This is a genomic window from Paenibacillus glucanolyticus NBRC 15330, from assembly GCF_004000885.1.
Classification (GTDB): domain Bacteria; phylum Bacillota; class Bacilli; order Paenibacillales; family Paenibacillaceae; genus Paenibacillus_AQ; species Paenibacillus_AQ glucanolyticus.
In genome coordinates, this window is sequence record NZ_BIMC01000012.1 from 123,587 (window position 1) to 137,489 (window position 13,903).

The window sequence follows — 13,903 nt, forward strand, 5'->3', positions numbered from 1 at the left end:
ATATATTCCGTGCTTCTGACCTGCGGCAGCTCGTTATTCATAGTCGTACAGGTTGTCACTGTCAGGCGATGCGCCCGGTCCGTTCAGGAAAAAATCCAGGAACGGGCGGCCATATTTGCGGAATTTCACTTCCCCGACCCCTTTGACATTCAGCATCTCATCCTCACTCTGCGGGCAGGCCACACTCATCTCACGCAGCGTTGCATCATTAAAAATGATGTAAGAAGGCACATGCTCTTTGCTTGCCAGCTCACGCCGAATCAGGCGAAGCTGTTCGAATACCGTTTCATTCACAGCGGACGGCGAGTAATCGCGACGGCCGCTGCTTCGCTGGCTGCCTGCTGCTTTTGAAGGTCGCGGAACGCGCTGCATGACTTCGCGCTGCCCTTTTAACACGTCTGCCGCCTCGCTTTGAAGTTTCACGACAGGATACTGGCCTTCGGTCAACGCCAGAAACCCTTCCGAAATCAGCACATTGATGGTCTCGGAAATCTCCTTCTCCGTCCGATTGGACATCACACCATAGGTCGGAAGCCGGTCAAAACCGTATTCCAGCACCTTTTTGGCACGTGATCCCTTCAGCACGGAGGCGATCATGGACACACCAAAACGTTCACGCATCCGGTGAATGCAGGAGAAGATTTTCTGCGCATCCACCGTGATGTCCACAAGCTCACGGTCATCGGTGCAGGAGCTGCACGTGCCGCAAGGCTTGTCCTCATGCTCTTCCCCGAAATAATCCAGCATCGCGCTTCGCAGACAGCGGGTCGTGTAACAGTAATCAATCATCTGCTGCAGCTTCCGGTAATCATTCTGTTTGCGCTCGCCTTCCTGCGGATTCTGTTCAATTAAGAATTTCTGCGTCATGATGTCCTGGGCGCTGAACAGCAGTATGCACTGGCTCGGCTCGCCGTCCCGCCCTGCACGGCCAGCCTCCTGAACGTAGGACTCCATGTTTTTCGGCATATTGTAATGAATGACATACCGAACATTGGATTTATCGATCCCCATCCCAAATGCATTCGTTGCCACAATGACCCGGATGTCGTCATACAGGAAGGCCTCCTGGCTGTCTGCTCGCTCCGAATCACTCATTCCGGCATGATATCGGCCGGCAAGAAGCCCTTGAGCCTGCAGCCTCTGAGACAGATCATCCACCTCTTTGCGGGTTGCAGCATAGATAATGCCCGGCTGGTGGGTATGCGAAGCCGCGTAGTCGAGCACAAACTCGCGCTTGTTCTCACCGCGCAGAACCGACATCTCCAGATTATCCCGCCCAAGTCCCGTTACGAATACTTGCGGCTGCTCCAGACGAAGCAGACGCTGCATGTCCTCCATAACCTCAGGTGTCGCCGTTGCCGTAAATGCGGCTACAATCGGCCGCTTAGGCAATCCTTTAACGAAAGGCGCCACCGAGAGATAACTTGTCCGGAAGTCATGACCCCACTGGGATACGCAGTGAGCTTCATCGACGGCAACAATCGAAATATCGAGTCCTGCCATCTCCTCCCGGAACCAATCCAGCTCAAGCCGCTCCGGGGCAACATACAACAGCTTCAGGTCTCCCCGTTTCGCTGCGCGTATGCGCTCGTTCACTTCTTTGCCGCTGAGCGTGCTGTTGATATAAGCAGCCGCAACGCCCGCCGTCGTGAGTGCATCCACCTGATCCTTCATTAAAGAGATCAAGGGGGATACAACCAACGTCAGACCGGGATACAGCAGTGCCGGAATCTGATAACAGATGGATTTGCCTCCACCGGTCGGCATGATTCCCAGCGTGTCCTGGCCTTCCAGAAGACTGGCAACAATTTTCTTCTGACCATCCCGAAAATCAGGATAACCGTAATATTTCTGCAGATAATCCCGCGCTGTATTCATGTTGGTTGATTCTCTATCATTTGTTTCCACATTCATGGATAAAAACTCCTTATTTCACCTTGGTTTTCCGTTTTGGAAACGCTCATCCTTTAAGTTTAACGGCCTTTCCGTGAATGGGCAACCGAATCCAAGAAGGAAATTGCATTTGATAACGAGAACTTGATAATCATGGAAACAAAATGCCTTCCGTTTATAGTCAAAAAATAAACACCCAAAGTTGGTGATCCCTAGTGAATGATGAACATACCGGAGCCGTACAGCAGGTCATTCAATATATGAAGGAGCATCTCGATGAGCCTATGACAACACAGCAGCTCGCCGATCTCGCACGATACAGCTCCTTCCACTTCTCCAGAGTATTCAAGCGCGTAACCGGCATCTCGGTCAGGCAATACCTGTCAGCGCTAAGAGTCGAATCCGGCAAAACTGAACTCCTCAAAAGACCCTCCCTGCTCGTTAAAATCGGGATGACTATCGGTTTATCCAGTCCGGGCACCTTCAATACCCGTTTTAAGCAGTTTGTCGGTCTGTCCCCGAAGCGATTCCGGTCCACATCCGAATCCCTGCATCAGTACGTGAATCAGTATGAGAACAAACCGTTAAGTTGGGCTGAGGAAGAACTCAATGACTTACCCCGGATCCATTGCCAGATTGAAGCTCCGGAGAATTTCCGCGGCATGATCTATGTCGGGCTGTTCCCGAGGTCCGTTCCCGACCAGAAGCCTATAAGCGGTACAGCTGTCAATCTTAGAAACCGGTCCTGTATATTGACCCGCATTCCAGCCGGCACGTACTATGTGCTGGCTGCCGGCATCCCCTGGAGCCTGAATCCTCGGGATTACTATCTGCTGAACAACTCCTTGCGCGGCAAGCTCGATAATCCCGTTCATATTGACGAGACTACCGATCTGTCGGTCAAGATTACCCTGCGGGAGCCGCTGCCCTATGACCCTCCGATCGTGGTCAACCTGCCTCTGCTATTGTTCGAGAAGGATCGGGGCAACAGCGCAAAGTAGAAGAATTTTGGAATAGCCTGTCCCTCTATACTGAATTTATAGAATAAGCAATCTGAACGCTTGATCGTTAGATGATGGAGGCAAAAGACATGACCATAATTCAAGAAACCCGGATCGAAGCGGCACCCGAGTTACCTTGGAGCATACAGGCTGGAAGGATTCGCAAGAATGGCTGAAAGCCAGAGAATGGGATGTGAATGCCTGGGAAGACATGTTAGCCAGCCTGAAATCGAACTTCGAATCAGGAGATGGCATTCTATGCTGCGAGTAAACCAATTAAACTAGAGGAGTGAATAACTATGCCCAATCTATGCGTTCTGTCGATTAATGTAAGTAACATGGATCAAGCCAAGCAATTTTATTGCGACATTCTGGGATTTCAAATTTCCAAGGTATACAGTGAAGAGATCATCAGTTTGGAAAACGAGGGCCTCTCTCTTGTTCTGCAGAAATGCGACCGCATTACAAAAACGGATTACCCGCATGAGGCGCAGGTGATTATCGGAATCGAAACCGCTGATGTGAGCGCTGCCATATCGAATTACAAATCGCAGGGCGTTGAGGTGATCTTTGATACGCCGCAGCCTTGCCCTCCCGGTCTGTACAGTGCGATTCGGGACCCGTTTGGCAACGTAATAGAACTGCTTGAGTTTACGGAGTAAACGTACGAAACCCAAAGGATACGCTGCGTGTAGCAGGGTGTCCTTTTTTTATGCAGCGGATGCTTGACCCTGTGCTTTCCTTAGAACCCTCTGTTAAGGTTTAACCTGATACGGGTAAGAACATATTGTTGCAAACCTCTGGAGTCAAAAGCATCGATAGATTAGGAATTACCGGTTTCGGAAATAATAGGTACTCGAACTGATACACTAACTACACAAGGAGAAATTCATATGGATATTACACCGGAACAACGTGTCACCCTGCATGGGTTCAACAACCTGACGAAATCGCTCAGTTTTAATATGTACGATGTCTGCTACACCAAGACCCGAGAAGAACGGGAAGCCTATCTTGAGTATATTGACGAGCAGTACAATGCGGACCGGCTTACCAACATATTAAGCCACGTGGCCGAAATTATCGGAGCCCATGTGCTGAATATTGCTAAGCAGGATTACATCCCTCAAGGAGCCAGCGTTACGGTGCTCGTATCCGAAGGGCCTGTCGTTGAGGTTCCGGAGGAATCCTATGACGAGTCGCCGGGACCACTGCCGGGCAACGTTGTGCTGCAGCTCGACAAGAGCCATATCACCGTCCACACGTATCCGGAATTCCATCCGGACGAAGGCATCAGCACCTTCCGTGCAGATATCGATGTGTCGACCTGCGGGGAAATCTCGCCGCTCAAAGCCCTGAACTACCTGATCCACTCGTTTGATACGGATATTATGACAATAGACTATAGAATCCGTGGATTTACCCGGGATATTCACGGTCACAAGCTGTTCATCGACCACGAAATCAGTTCCATTCAGAACTACATTCCCGACGAAGCCAAGGAATTGTTCGATATGATTGACGTCAATGTTTACAAGGAAAACATCTTCCACACCAAGTGCAAGCTGAAGCAGTTTGACCTGGACAACTATTTGTTCGGTTACACCAAGGACAAGCTGGCAGAAGGCGAGCAGCAGGAGATAACAGAGCGTATCAAGCTGGAGATGGATGAGATCTATTACGGTAAGAACATGGACCGAAGTTATTGACGATTCGGATATATTAAACAAGGCTGGGCTCTCATATGAGCCCGGCCTTGTTTGCCGCTTCTATGGCTTCTTCCCGGTTACGGACGCCCATTTTGGCATACAGGGCTGAAGCGTAATTCCTTACGGTGCCATCGGACAGATACAATTTCATCGCAATCGATTTGTACCGCATGCCTTTGGAGAGATGCTGCAGAATCTCCATCTCCCTCGGCGTCAGATCATATAAAACCCTGAGCGGAGATGACTCCGGAGCACTAATACCCAGGGGAGCAATGGCCGTCTTTTCCTCAAGAAAATCACTCGCGTCCCCTTCGAACAGCTTCGCGGAAATGGAAGGATCCATCAGCGTTCCGCCTCGAATAACGATTCGGATATGTTCGGCAAGTTCACGGGGCTCCATCGTCTTCAGTAAATAACCGTCAGCCCCGCTTCTCATAGCCTGGACGGCCTTGTCCTTCTGCTCAAACGTGGTCAGGATGAGCACCTTGATGAAGGGCCAGCGCTGTTTGATACTCTGAGTCGCTGTAATGCCATCCATCACGGGCATTTCCAGATCCATCAGAATGAGGTGAGGTTGGAGTTCCTCGCACATGTTCACGGCATCCAGACCATGTTCTGCACGCCCAACCACCTCGAAATCCCTCTCCGATTCCAGAATCATTCCGAGACTATCCCTGACAAAGGGTTCATTATCCACCAGCATTAGCTTTATGACATCGTCTGCCGGCTTCAGCGCCCTGGGCAGGCTGCAGGTCACAACCGTGCCTTCTTCGGAATCCGAGTGGATCGATACCTGGCCTTGAAGGCGGCTGGCTCTTTCTCTCATCGCGCTTAAGCCGAAGCCTTCCTGGATCCGGGCAGTTCCTCTGCCGTTATCTTGTATCTCAAGCCGGGTCTGCTGCAGCTCAAATTGAAGCAAAACATCCATCCTCGTGGCATGGCCGTGACGCACGCTGTTGGTCAAAGATTCTTGCAAACAGCGGTAGAAGGTCATTTTCGCCTGCCGCGATATCTGATACTCATCCCCAAGTACTCTGAGCCCTACCTTAACCCCGGCGTTCCGCCCAAACTCCTCTGCTGCCTCTTGGAGTGACTGTACCAACGGAATCTGCTCCTGTGGAGAATCCATCTCATGCAGATACCCTCTGATCTCATCCAGACTTGTCCGTGTCAATTCCAGCAGATCAGACAGCTTATGCTGTGCAGCTGCATCAGCTGCCGTGGAGCGAAGGCTTTCCAGCCCCATAATGACAGCGGTATACGTATGACCCATCGTATCATGCAGCTCCTTGGACAAGCGTTCGCGCTCTTCGAGCAGCGTGACCCGCTCAACCTGAGACAAATACTGCTCCAACACTGTATTTTGCGTTCGAATGATTTCATTCTGGCGATGATTGACCATTAACAGATGAAAAGCAAATCCAAATGCAAACGCAAGCGCGACATGAACCATCATCAGGATCAAATTCGTTGATGGCGCATACAGCTTGATTAGCAGCGGTATCAGCACTATGGTAACAGGCCCCGTCCATCGATACGCAATGCCCGAGCTATTCGTAGCCATCAGAAAAGCCGGTACAATAAATGACAGATAGGCAGCCGGAAATATGGAGGTCAAATATATAGAGATACCGCCCGATATGACGGTTTCCGTAACCCAATATGCTTTATGATTCAACAGCAGGCACAGCCACGGTACAGAGAAAGCCGCCAATTCCCACAAGACGACAACCCACAACGCCAGAGTAAACTGATCTCGAAGCTCAATGAACGTTAAGATCAGAGAGATGCAGGCCCCCATGCGGAGCAGGAGCATCGCCCAGTCGTACCACTTCCATTGCTTCACGATGTCAAACAAAGCTACCACTCCTTGTATTCCCTCTCACGATACCTCATTAATATGACATGGCTCCCAGCATGTGTCTACTGCCAAACGGAGAACATCCATTGCGTGTAGCGGCCTGTCAGTCTGGCTGCCCCCTTAGCTGCCCACGACCCGACGTAAGCAAAAAGAATGCCAGCCACCATCACAAGCAGGGACTTCGGCAACGTATCAATGCGAAGGTTCCCTAAATTCACATCCACAACCGAACTGGTCCATGGTGCCAATATCCACAAGACAGGGACAATACAAAATATAACGCCACAGAATAAACTAATGATGCCAACGATAAACTTCAGCATTAACATCGACACCGCTTTCCAATTTCGTACGTTCGCAAGCTCTTCCTTGGCCTGAGTCCAGGAAGACCCAGAGTGCGCCTTCCTCTTTATAACAGGCTCAATCGTAATATCCGTATAGAACTTCGTCTGGATCCGGTCATAATTCATGAAGGTCCGGGTCGTTCGCAGAAGATACGTAAGGATCGGTATTCCCACGATGGTAAAACACATACTCAAGCCAAACACCAGGCCCACGAGATAATAGCAAAAATAAAATACCCCGGTTCCAAAAGTCAACATCAAAAAACAAAAGTTCAACAGATATTCCCTCAGCCATTTCTTCATACTTATCAGAGCTCCCTTCAGGTCTTGGCGACCTCGATTTCCTGTATCCTACTTCACCCATTGTCATATCGGACAGTGTCAAAGTGTCATATGACACTGCTGCATCAAAGAGATGACAGCTTGTTACTGGCCGATATGACAACCCGTTTACCATACTGTGGGATATCAAGCCGTCCAAGCCCCAAGATGATGAAATGCAGGATCGGAGCCATCGGACCAGCCTTATCCAATCTCATAACTGAAGGAGTATGATATCAATGAAATGGAACAACCCGAAACTGAAAAAGGCATGTTTACTTGTAACGACCGGAGCTCTTGCAGCGGTTGCACTATTGGGGAATGGACCTCTTATAACCGTAGCCTCGAATACGACAACGAATACGATTACCTCTCCGGCGGGATTATCCGCCCCGGTCCGTAACGGACCTGAGGATGTACAGGAGTTGTTAACATTCGCTGATCCGCTGTTTGCCGACAAAATGAAAAAATTCAATGTCGCCGGATCCAATTTTGTGGTTGTCAAAGATGGCAAAGTGCTTGTCAGCAAGGGTTATGGGTATGCCGATAAAAAGAAGCAAATTCCCGTAGATTCTCAGACCGTATTTCAGATTGCTTCCATTAGCAAGACGTTCACGGCCTTGGCAGCGATGCAGCTCGTGGATCAGGGCAAAATCCAGTTGGACCATAACATAGAAGAATATTTGGCCGGATTGAAGATTCCGAACAAGACAGGGAAGCCGCTCACCATGTTCGACTTGCTGACGTACACCAGCGGCGTGGATAAGCCTGACATTACCACCTACGTCTCACCGGAATACGTGAAGCAGGACATTCCGACCAGAGAATTTTTGGAGAAGCATATGCCTACCGTGGTCCGTCCGCCAGGAGAAGCTTATACGTACGACAACTTTGCCTTTCTGCTCGCCGGTTACGCAGTGGAGAATATGAGCGGCATGCGTTATGACCAATATATGAAGAAGAATATTTTCGAGCCTTTGGGAATGAAATCCACAAGTGTGCGATTCACACCGGAGCTGCTTGCTCGGCTGGCCTCCCACTACAGCCCGGCCGGGGAGTTCCAGCCGCTGTCTGGTCACGCTCCAACTGATGGACCTCAGGGAAGCATCTTATCCACGGGGGAAGACATGGCGCAATATCTTCTGATGCAGCTGCAAAATGGCAGAGCTGGCGATAAACAGCTGGTAAGCCCGCAAAGCTTGAAGCAGATGCACACTTACCAAACCTTCGCAGAAGCCTCGATCCCCATCGCCACCGTTGGCTTCGAAGGCTACTACAAAGAACTAATGAATGGACACCATGTCGTCCTGAAAGGCGGCAATATGCCGGGACATTCCTCCTTAATGGTATTGATTCCGGAGCATAATACGGGCTTTTACATGTCCTATAATAACGACACCAACATGAGCTTGGAGATCTACGAGGCGTTCATGGATCACTACTTCCCGGAAACGGAAGCAAGTCCGCAGCCTGCATTCGTAGAATTAAGCAAAGAGGAAGCCAAGCCATATACCGGAATTTATCAAAACACCCGGGCTTTCAGCATTCGGACTCAATTCACTTACGAGAACGGCCATCTTACCATGGAAGATTCCACAACGGGTAAACATACGCTTCAGAAAATCAATGCCCTGCTGTTCCAGGATGAGCTGGGAAACAAAGTCAGCTTCAAAAAAGGAGCAGCCGGACAAATCCAATATTTTTACTACACCAGCCCAGTCGGTCTGGGTGTCGTAGCGGAATCTCAAAAAATGGAGTCTAAACCTCCTTTTGCAGATGTGCCGTCAAACAGCAAGTTTAGAACCCACATCGATCATTTGCAGACTTTGGGCTTAATCCAGGGCATAGGGGGAAATCGCTTTGATCCCAAAGGAACGATGACGCAGGGACAATTCGCAGACCTGCTGATCCCGGCCCACGGCTGGAATATATTCCCTGGCGCGGCCAAAGCCAATCAACAGCAGATCCAAGGCATTCCCGGTTATCATCGCTCGAAGCCTATTACAAGGCAAGTTGCCGCTGTCATGATCCAGAATCTAAGACAGCTGAACGTGGATACCAAGGTTACCTTATCCGGTTCGACAGATGCCTGGGCGGTAGAAGCCGTTCAAGCGCTTGTCGGAAATGGTGTCGTGGGCCCGGACACCCGCGTCCAACAAGACGGCTCGGTCCACTTTCGTTCCAAGCAGCTGCTCCTTCGTCAAGAAGCCTGTGCGCTGCTGGACAAGGCTTTTAACTACTACGCCCTCCCGATAGCCTTGAAATAAATCATGGATCAATAAGTTCTGCACCCCTCGCTGCAGGACTTATTGATATTCCCCTTTATATCCAACAAGGAAATAAACTCTGTTTTTTAAATCAAATGGCCTGTTTTTTGTATGTTGCCAATCCCCAATGTTCCATACAATGAAAGTGATTTTCCAATAACTTGCCATTCCATAAGGGAAGGAGGATTTCCACACCCCGTAAATGAAAGCGCATACGGATGGCTGTATATCAGCATCCACACCAACCATGGAAAGGTGGCTGAACATGAAGAAAGGAATAATCATCGGCTTTTACCGCAAGCTGCTGGCAGCAGCCCTTATCATTCCGCTTATGATTGGCGGTAGCAGCCCATTGTTTGCGGCGGAATCACATGACCTGGAGGGCAGTCCGCAGGAAGCAAATGCGAAAGCCAGCCGCATCCAGCTGGAATATTTGGACAGGGGGATCGTATCGGCCCCCACATCGGAAGGTATCTTCCTGAGCTGGCGTTTGCTTGCTGATGAAGTGACCGGCTATAGCGGCAAAGGACTGACCGGTCCGATCTTCCATGTATACCGGGACGGCGCCAAAATTGCCGTTGTGGAGAACAGCACCAACTATCTGGACCCATCAGGTACAAGTTCATCGACCTATTACGTATCCGCCGTTATCGACGGCAAAGAAGTGGATCAAAGTGCAGACTCTGCCCCCTGGTCCTCCCCTTACTACGACTTGAAGCTCCAGAAACCGGCGGCTGGCATGACGCCTGCCGGAGAGCCGTATACGTATTCCGCGAATGACGCCAGCATCGGGGATGTCGACGGCGACGGGCAGTATGAGTTTTTTGTCAAATGGGACCCCTCCAACTCCAAAGACGTTTCCCAGATAGGATACACCGGCAACACTTACATTGACTGTTACACACTGGAGGGTACCCTGCTGTATCGGATCGACCTCGGTGTAAACATTCGTTCAGGCGCACACTATACGCAGTTCATGGTCTACGACTTTGACGGTGACGGCAAAGCGGAAATGATGCTCAAGACAGCACCCGGCACCAAAATTCTGCGCTATGACCCTGCGGGCAACATGACCTCCCAGAGATACATTACGCTGCTGCCCGAGGATGTGAAGGCTGGTTACTCCAATCAGGACGATTACCGGCTGAGTAAAGACGGCTATTACGAGCATATGGTGAGTTTGTTCATGAATTGGCATCAGCATGAAGAGGTCGCAAGCGGCCATTGGCCGGCTACACTGGAAGAAAGCTTCGGGATGGAGAAAAAATACAGCTATCCGCTCTCCCGCACCGATGCCGAAAGTCTGGTCGATGATTTCATGGATCGTTATGCGCCGCAGCGAAGCGCCCGCAATAATCTCCGGGCCTTCGAAGGGTTTATCGTGGAGGGTCCGGAATATCTCAGTGTATTCGAAGGCGCAACCGGCAAAGAGCTGGAAACCATCCGTTACAAACCCGGCAGACATGACGACGGTCTGATGTGGGGCGATTATGCGATGGCCCGAATTGAGCCAGGGAATCGCGTGGACCGCTTCCTTGCTGCTGTCGCTTATCTTGATGGAGTACAGCCCTATGCCGTATTCGCTAGGGGATATTACACCCGATCCACGCTGGTCTCCTATCAATGGGACGGGAAGCATTTAAAGGAGCATTGGTACGTGGACAGCGGCTGGACGCCCATGACCAATCCTTTCAACGACAGCCCGCATGGCCGGGACGGAACCGATGCCGTCTTCGGTACGTTGACAACGCAAGGGGCACACTCTCTGAGTGCGGCCGACGTCGATGGAGACGGCAAACAGGAAATCGTATACGGCTCCGCAACGATTGACCATGACGGCACGCTGCTGTACAGCTCCATGGACGTGCTTCCGCCCCAGAACGCAGATCCCGGTACGGTGGCTCGCCTTGGGCACGGGGATGCGATGCATGTGACCGATATCGATCCGGATCGACCGGGTCTCGAAATCTTCATGGTTCATGAAGGCGGCACTTATGCCCCTTACGGTTATTCCCTCCGTGACGCTGCAACAGGCGAGCTGCTGTACGGTGGTTATACCGGAAAAGACACCGGCCGCGGCATGATTGGGGATATCGATCCCGATCAGCGGGGACTTGAAACCTGAGCTGTCGGGACGTGGACTGCAGACGGGAAGCAGCTTTCCACCGCCATGCCGGGCACAAACATGAACATCAAATGGTCCGCCGACATGACAACCCAGATCATTAACGGAAATTCAGATCTGACGCCTTCCATTGAGCGCTGGCGCCATGGAACACTGCTCACCGCAGAAGGCACACGCACCAATAACGGTACGAAGGGAAATCCGGCGCTCGTTGCCGATATCTTCGGAGACTGGAGAGAAGAGCTGGTGGTGCGCACTACGGACAGCTCCGCACTTCGGATCTATCTGAGTACCGAGGTCACCGACCGAAAACTCTATACGTTAATGCATGTTCCGCAGTACCGGGTAGAGGTTGCCCGGCAGAATACAACGTATAACCAGCCTTCTTACACCAGCTTTTATTTTGCATCCGATACGGACTTTTCAGCTGTTCCCGTTCCTTACTATCAATCACCGGGCATGCTGGATTTGCTGGAAAACCGGGTGAGCGAATATGCCCTCTCGGGCGAACTGACAAATCCGCTGCACTCCCGGCTCACCCATTCCCTGAAGCAGGCGAAGTTTCACATGAGCAAAGGCTCCAGGGGGCAAGCGCTCAAATTCATGAATACATTTATTGCTCAGCTTGAGGAGATGAAGAAACCGGGAACGATATCGAATAAAGCACGGTTGAATCTGTCTTACCAAGCCCATGCCCTCATGGGCTTGTGGAAGTAGCATGATCCCTCAGTAGTATCACACCCTAATAAAGCCGCCCCACTCCAATTTCTATATTGGCAGTGCAGGCGGCTTTAACGGCTTTAACCTATAAACCGTGTATTAGAATTGAACCGAAAATCCGTCAAACCGGTGAATTCCCGTCCCAAATCGGACCAGGTCCTGCTTCCGCAGTGCTTGCACCGCTGCTCGAACCTCGTCCAGCAGGACCGGGTCCAGCCCGATCGTATTATGCGCACCGTAAATCCGCTTCACCCCGTCGATATCCGCTATCCGCTCCAGCGAGTTCACCAGATCCTCCGGGCTTGTCGTAGGGTAAAATGCGTAGACCGGCGTCTCGTCATACAGCAAATCCCCCGTGAACAAATATCCCCGGCTCGGATCAAACAATGCGATATGACCGGGAGAATGACCCGGTGTGTGGTAGATGACTAGATTTCGCCCGCCAAGCTCGATGATATCTCCATCCCGGAGGAGACCGGTCGGCTGCCCTTGGTAAGGGGTGTACGCTGCGGGATCAAAGGAGGCCGGTACGGGTCTTGTGATATCGCGTGATATATCCTTGCGAATCTGTTCAACAGAGAGCTTCTTAATACCGCTGACAAGCCAGTCCTCCTCAGCCTCATGCACATAAATATCTTCATATTGCCCGTGACTGCCGATATGGTCCGCGTGAACATGCGTGGTCAGTACCATGATGGGTAAATCCGTCAGCTGATCCGTCATCCGCTTCATGTTGTCGATGCCGAGTCCCGTATCAATCAATGCCGCCCGCTCGTCGCCAATTAACAAAAACGAGTGCACCTTCTCCCAATGACCGTATTCACTGATCACAAACGTAGTGTCGTCAAGCTTGGATACGGTAAACCAGACATCATCGATCACGACTTGATATGGTTTATGCTCCATATGTATGTCCCCCTCATTCAGCTTTATTTAGCCGTTTATGTCCTTACGATTATCCTGAAATACAATCAAAGACATATAATAACTTTTCTCTTCTGCGGTCAGAGATGTCCCACCTGCTGGGGGCGGCTCCATCCTGAAGTGCTTGTCCATAAGCAATTTGAACTCCTCTATAAAAGCATGAAAGCTCTCCTGTGTAGCATGGAAACGATAGGTCGAGGCCAGATTTTTCCGGTGATGCTCATTCGCGCTGCTCAAGGCAAAAGAAGCTGCCGGTGCATGCTCAATCTTCGTCCGGGTAATATCCAGCGTCTCCATAAAGACCTGCCGCGAGGTTTCCACCAAATCGAGGCTGGGGAGCAAGTGATCTTCCGGAATAAAACGGCTCGCGACAGCGCGATAATATTTCTGAACGATCCCGTTCTTCTCTTCCTTGCGGACGATCTGAATAACCCCGTGTTTCTCCAGCTCTTTCAAGTGAAAATAAATATTGTTTCGCGTTATATCCAGCATCTCTGCCAATTGCTGTCCCGTATGGGCATCCTTTACGAGTTTCATCAGTATTTTCGTGCGGAGCGGATCGGCAATCGCCTTCAGCTGCTCATGGGTTTTAATTTTATAGACACCCGTAATTTCCAATTTAACACCTCTCTATACTTTACCGGTAAAATTAATTTTACTGTTGGTCGTGTATCATCCTAACATGTCAACTATCCACAGTCAATCCTGTTATCCTATAGTCGGCATGTTCCCCTTCTA

At 50.6% G+C, this 13,903-nt stretch carries 10 protein-coding genes and 1 pseudogene; 5 read left to right on the plus strand and 6 right to left on the minus strand.

Features of this window, described 5'->3' with window-relative positions:
• Nucleotides 1–33: 33 nt before the first annotated feature.
• Nucleotides 34–1,914: a DNA helicase RecQ gene (gene recQ / locus PGL02S_RS17855; RefSeq protein ID WP_036639733.1), complete on the minus strand. Its 1,881-nt coding sequence runs from the start codon at nucleotides 1,912–1,914 to the stop codon at nucleotides 34–36.
• A 194-nt stretch (nucleotides 1,915–2,108) separates the two neighbouring features.
• Between recQ and PGL02S_RS17860 the strand changes: the two genes are divergently transcribed.
• From PGL02S_RS17860 to speD, 3 genes are all read left to right on the plus strand, one after another.
• Nucleotides 2,109–2,894: an AraC family transcriptional regulator gene (locus PGL02S_RS17860; protein WP_036639735.1), complete on the plus strand. Its 786-nt coding sequence runs from the start codon at nucleotides 2,109–2,111 to the stop codon at nucleotides 2,892–2,894.
• A gap of 299 nt (nucleotides 2,895–3,193) precedes the next feature.
• Nucleotides 3,194–3,556 carry a VOC family protein gene (locus tag PGL02S_RS17865; protein WP_036639737.1) on the plus strand — a complete coding sequence of 121 codons (363 nt, stop codon included), beginning with the start codon at nucleotides 3,194–3,196 and terminating at the stop codon, nucleotides 3,554–3,556.
• 231 nt (nucleotides 3,557–3,787) lie between these two features.
• Nucleotides 3,788–4,603, plus strand: a complete 816-nt coding sequence (gene speD, locus PGL02S_RS17870) for an adenosylmethionine decarboxylase (RefSeq protein WP_036639738.1) — start codon at nucleotides 3,788–3,790, stop codon at nucleotides 4,601–4,603.
• 31 nt (nucleotides 4,604–4,634) lie between these two features.
• On the opposite strand, the gene PGL02S_RS17875 is transcribed toward speD, so the two are convergent.
• Both PGL02S_RS17875 and PGL02S_RS17880 read right to left on the minus strand, forming a co-directional pair.
• The gene (locus PGL02S_RS17875; protein WP_036639741.1) at nucleotides 4,635–6,461 is read right to left on the minus strand and encodes a helix-turn-helix transcriptional regulator; all 1,827 of its coding nucleotides are present in this window, start codon (nucleotides 6,459–6,461) and stop codon (nucleotides 4,635–4,637) included.
• Nucleotides 6,462–6,526: 65 nt separating this feature from the next.
• Nucleotides 6,527–7,066 carry a sensor domain-containing protein gene (locus PGL02S_RS17880; RefSeq protein WP_255308648.1) on the minus strand — a complete coding sequence of 180 codons (540 nt, stop codon included), beginning with the start codon at nucleotides 7,064–7,066 and terminating at the stop codon, nucleotides 6,527–6,529.
• Nucleotides 7,067–7,368: 302 nt separating this feature from the next.
• Here PGL02S_RS17880 and PGL02S_RS17885 point away from each other — a divergent pair, with 302 nt between their 5' ends.
• Nucleotides 7,369–9,396, plus strand: a complete 2,028-nt coding sequence (locus PGL02S_RS17885; protein WP_173937137.1) for a serine hydrolase — start codon at nucleotides 7,369–7,371, stop codon at nucleotides 9,394–9,396.
• Nucleotides 9,397–9,435: 39 nt separating this feature from the next.
• Here PGL02S_RS17885 and PGL02S_RS28535 read toward each other — a convergent pair whose 3' ends face one another.
• A complete protein-coding gene (locus tag PGL02S_RS28535; RefSeq protein WP_160164033.1) occupies nucleotides 9,436–9,681 on the minus strand; it encodes a hypothetical protein in 246 nt (81 codons plus the stop codon).
• Here PGL02S_RS28535 and PGL02S_RS17890 point away from each other — a divergent pair.
• Nucleotides 9,662–12,238: pseudogene (locus PGL02S_RS17890) on the plus strand (rhamnogalacturonan lyase). The gene PGL02S_RS28535 and the pseudogene PGL02S_RS17890 sit on opposite strands and share 20 nt — an antisense overlap.
• A 102-nt stretch (nucleotides 12,239–12,340) precedes the next feature.
• Here PGL02S_RS17890 and PGL02S_RS17895 read toward each other — a convergent pair.
• Together PGL02S_RS17895 and PGL02S_RS17900 are read right to left on the minus strand one after the other, a co-directional pair.
• Complete coding sequence (locus PGL02S_RS17895) at nucleotides 12,341–13,147, minus strand: MBL fold metallo-hydrolase (RefSeq protein ID WP_006212278.1); 807 nt, start codon at nucleotides 13,145–13,147, stop codon at nucleotides 12,341–12,343.
• Nucleotides 13,148–13,174: 27 nt separating this feature from the next.
• Nucleotides 13,175–13,783, minus strand: a complete 609-nt coding sequence (locus PGL02S_RS17900) for a winged helix-turn-helix domain-containing protein (RefSeq protein ID WP_173937136.1) — start codon at nucleotides 13,781–13,783, stop codon at nucleotides 13,175–13,177.
• Nucleotides 13,784–13,903: the final 120 nt, after the last annotated feature.

What these genes read in the sequence shown, in the direction of transcription:
- PGL02S_RS17895 (WP_006212278.1), bottom strand. Translation starts at nt 13,147, where the DNA reads ATGGAGCATAAACCATATCAAGTCGTGATCGATGATGTCTGGTTTACC.
- recQ (WP_036639733.1), bottom strand. Translation starts at nt 1,914, where the DNA reads ATGAATGTGGAAACAAATGATAGAGAATCAACCAACATGAATACAGCG.
- PGL02S_RS17865 (WP_036639737.1), top strand. Translation starts at nt 3,194, where the DNA reads ATGCCCAATCTATGCGTTCTGTCGATTAATGTAAGTAACATGGATCAA.
- PGL02S_RS28535 (WP_160164033.1), bottom strand. Translation starts at nt 9,681, where the DNA reads ATGATTATTCCTTTCTTCATGTTCAGCCACCTTTCCATGGTTGGTGTG.
- PGL02S_RS17880 (WP_255308648.1), bottom strand. Translation starts at nt 7,066, where the DNA reads ATGTTGACTTTTGGAACCGGGGTATTTTATTTTTGCTATTATCTCGTG.
- speD (WP_036639738.1), top strand. Translation starts at nt 3,788, where the DNA reads ATGGATATTACACCGGAACAACGTGTCACCCTGCATGGGTTCAACAAC.
- PGL02S_RS17885 (WP_173937137.1), top strand. Translation starts at nt 7,369, where the DNA reads ATGAAATGGAACAACCCGAAACTGAAAAAGGCATGTTTACTTGTAACG.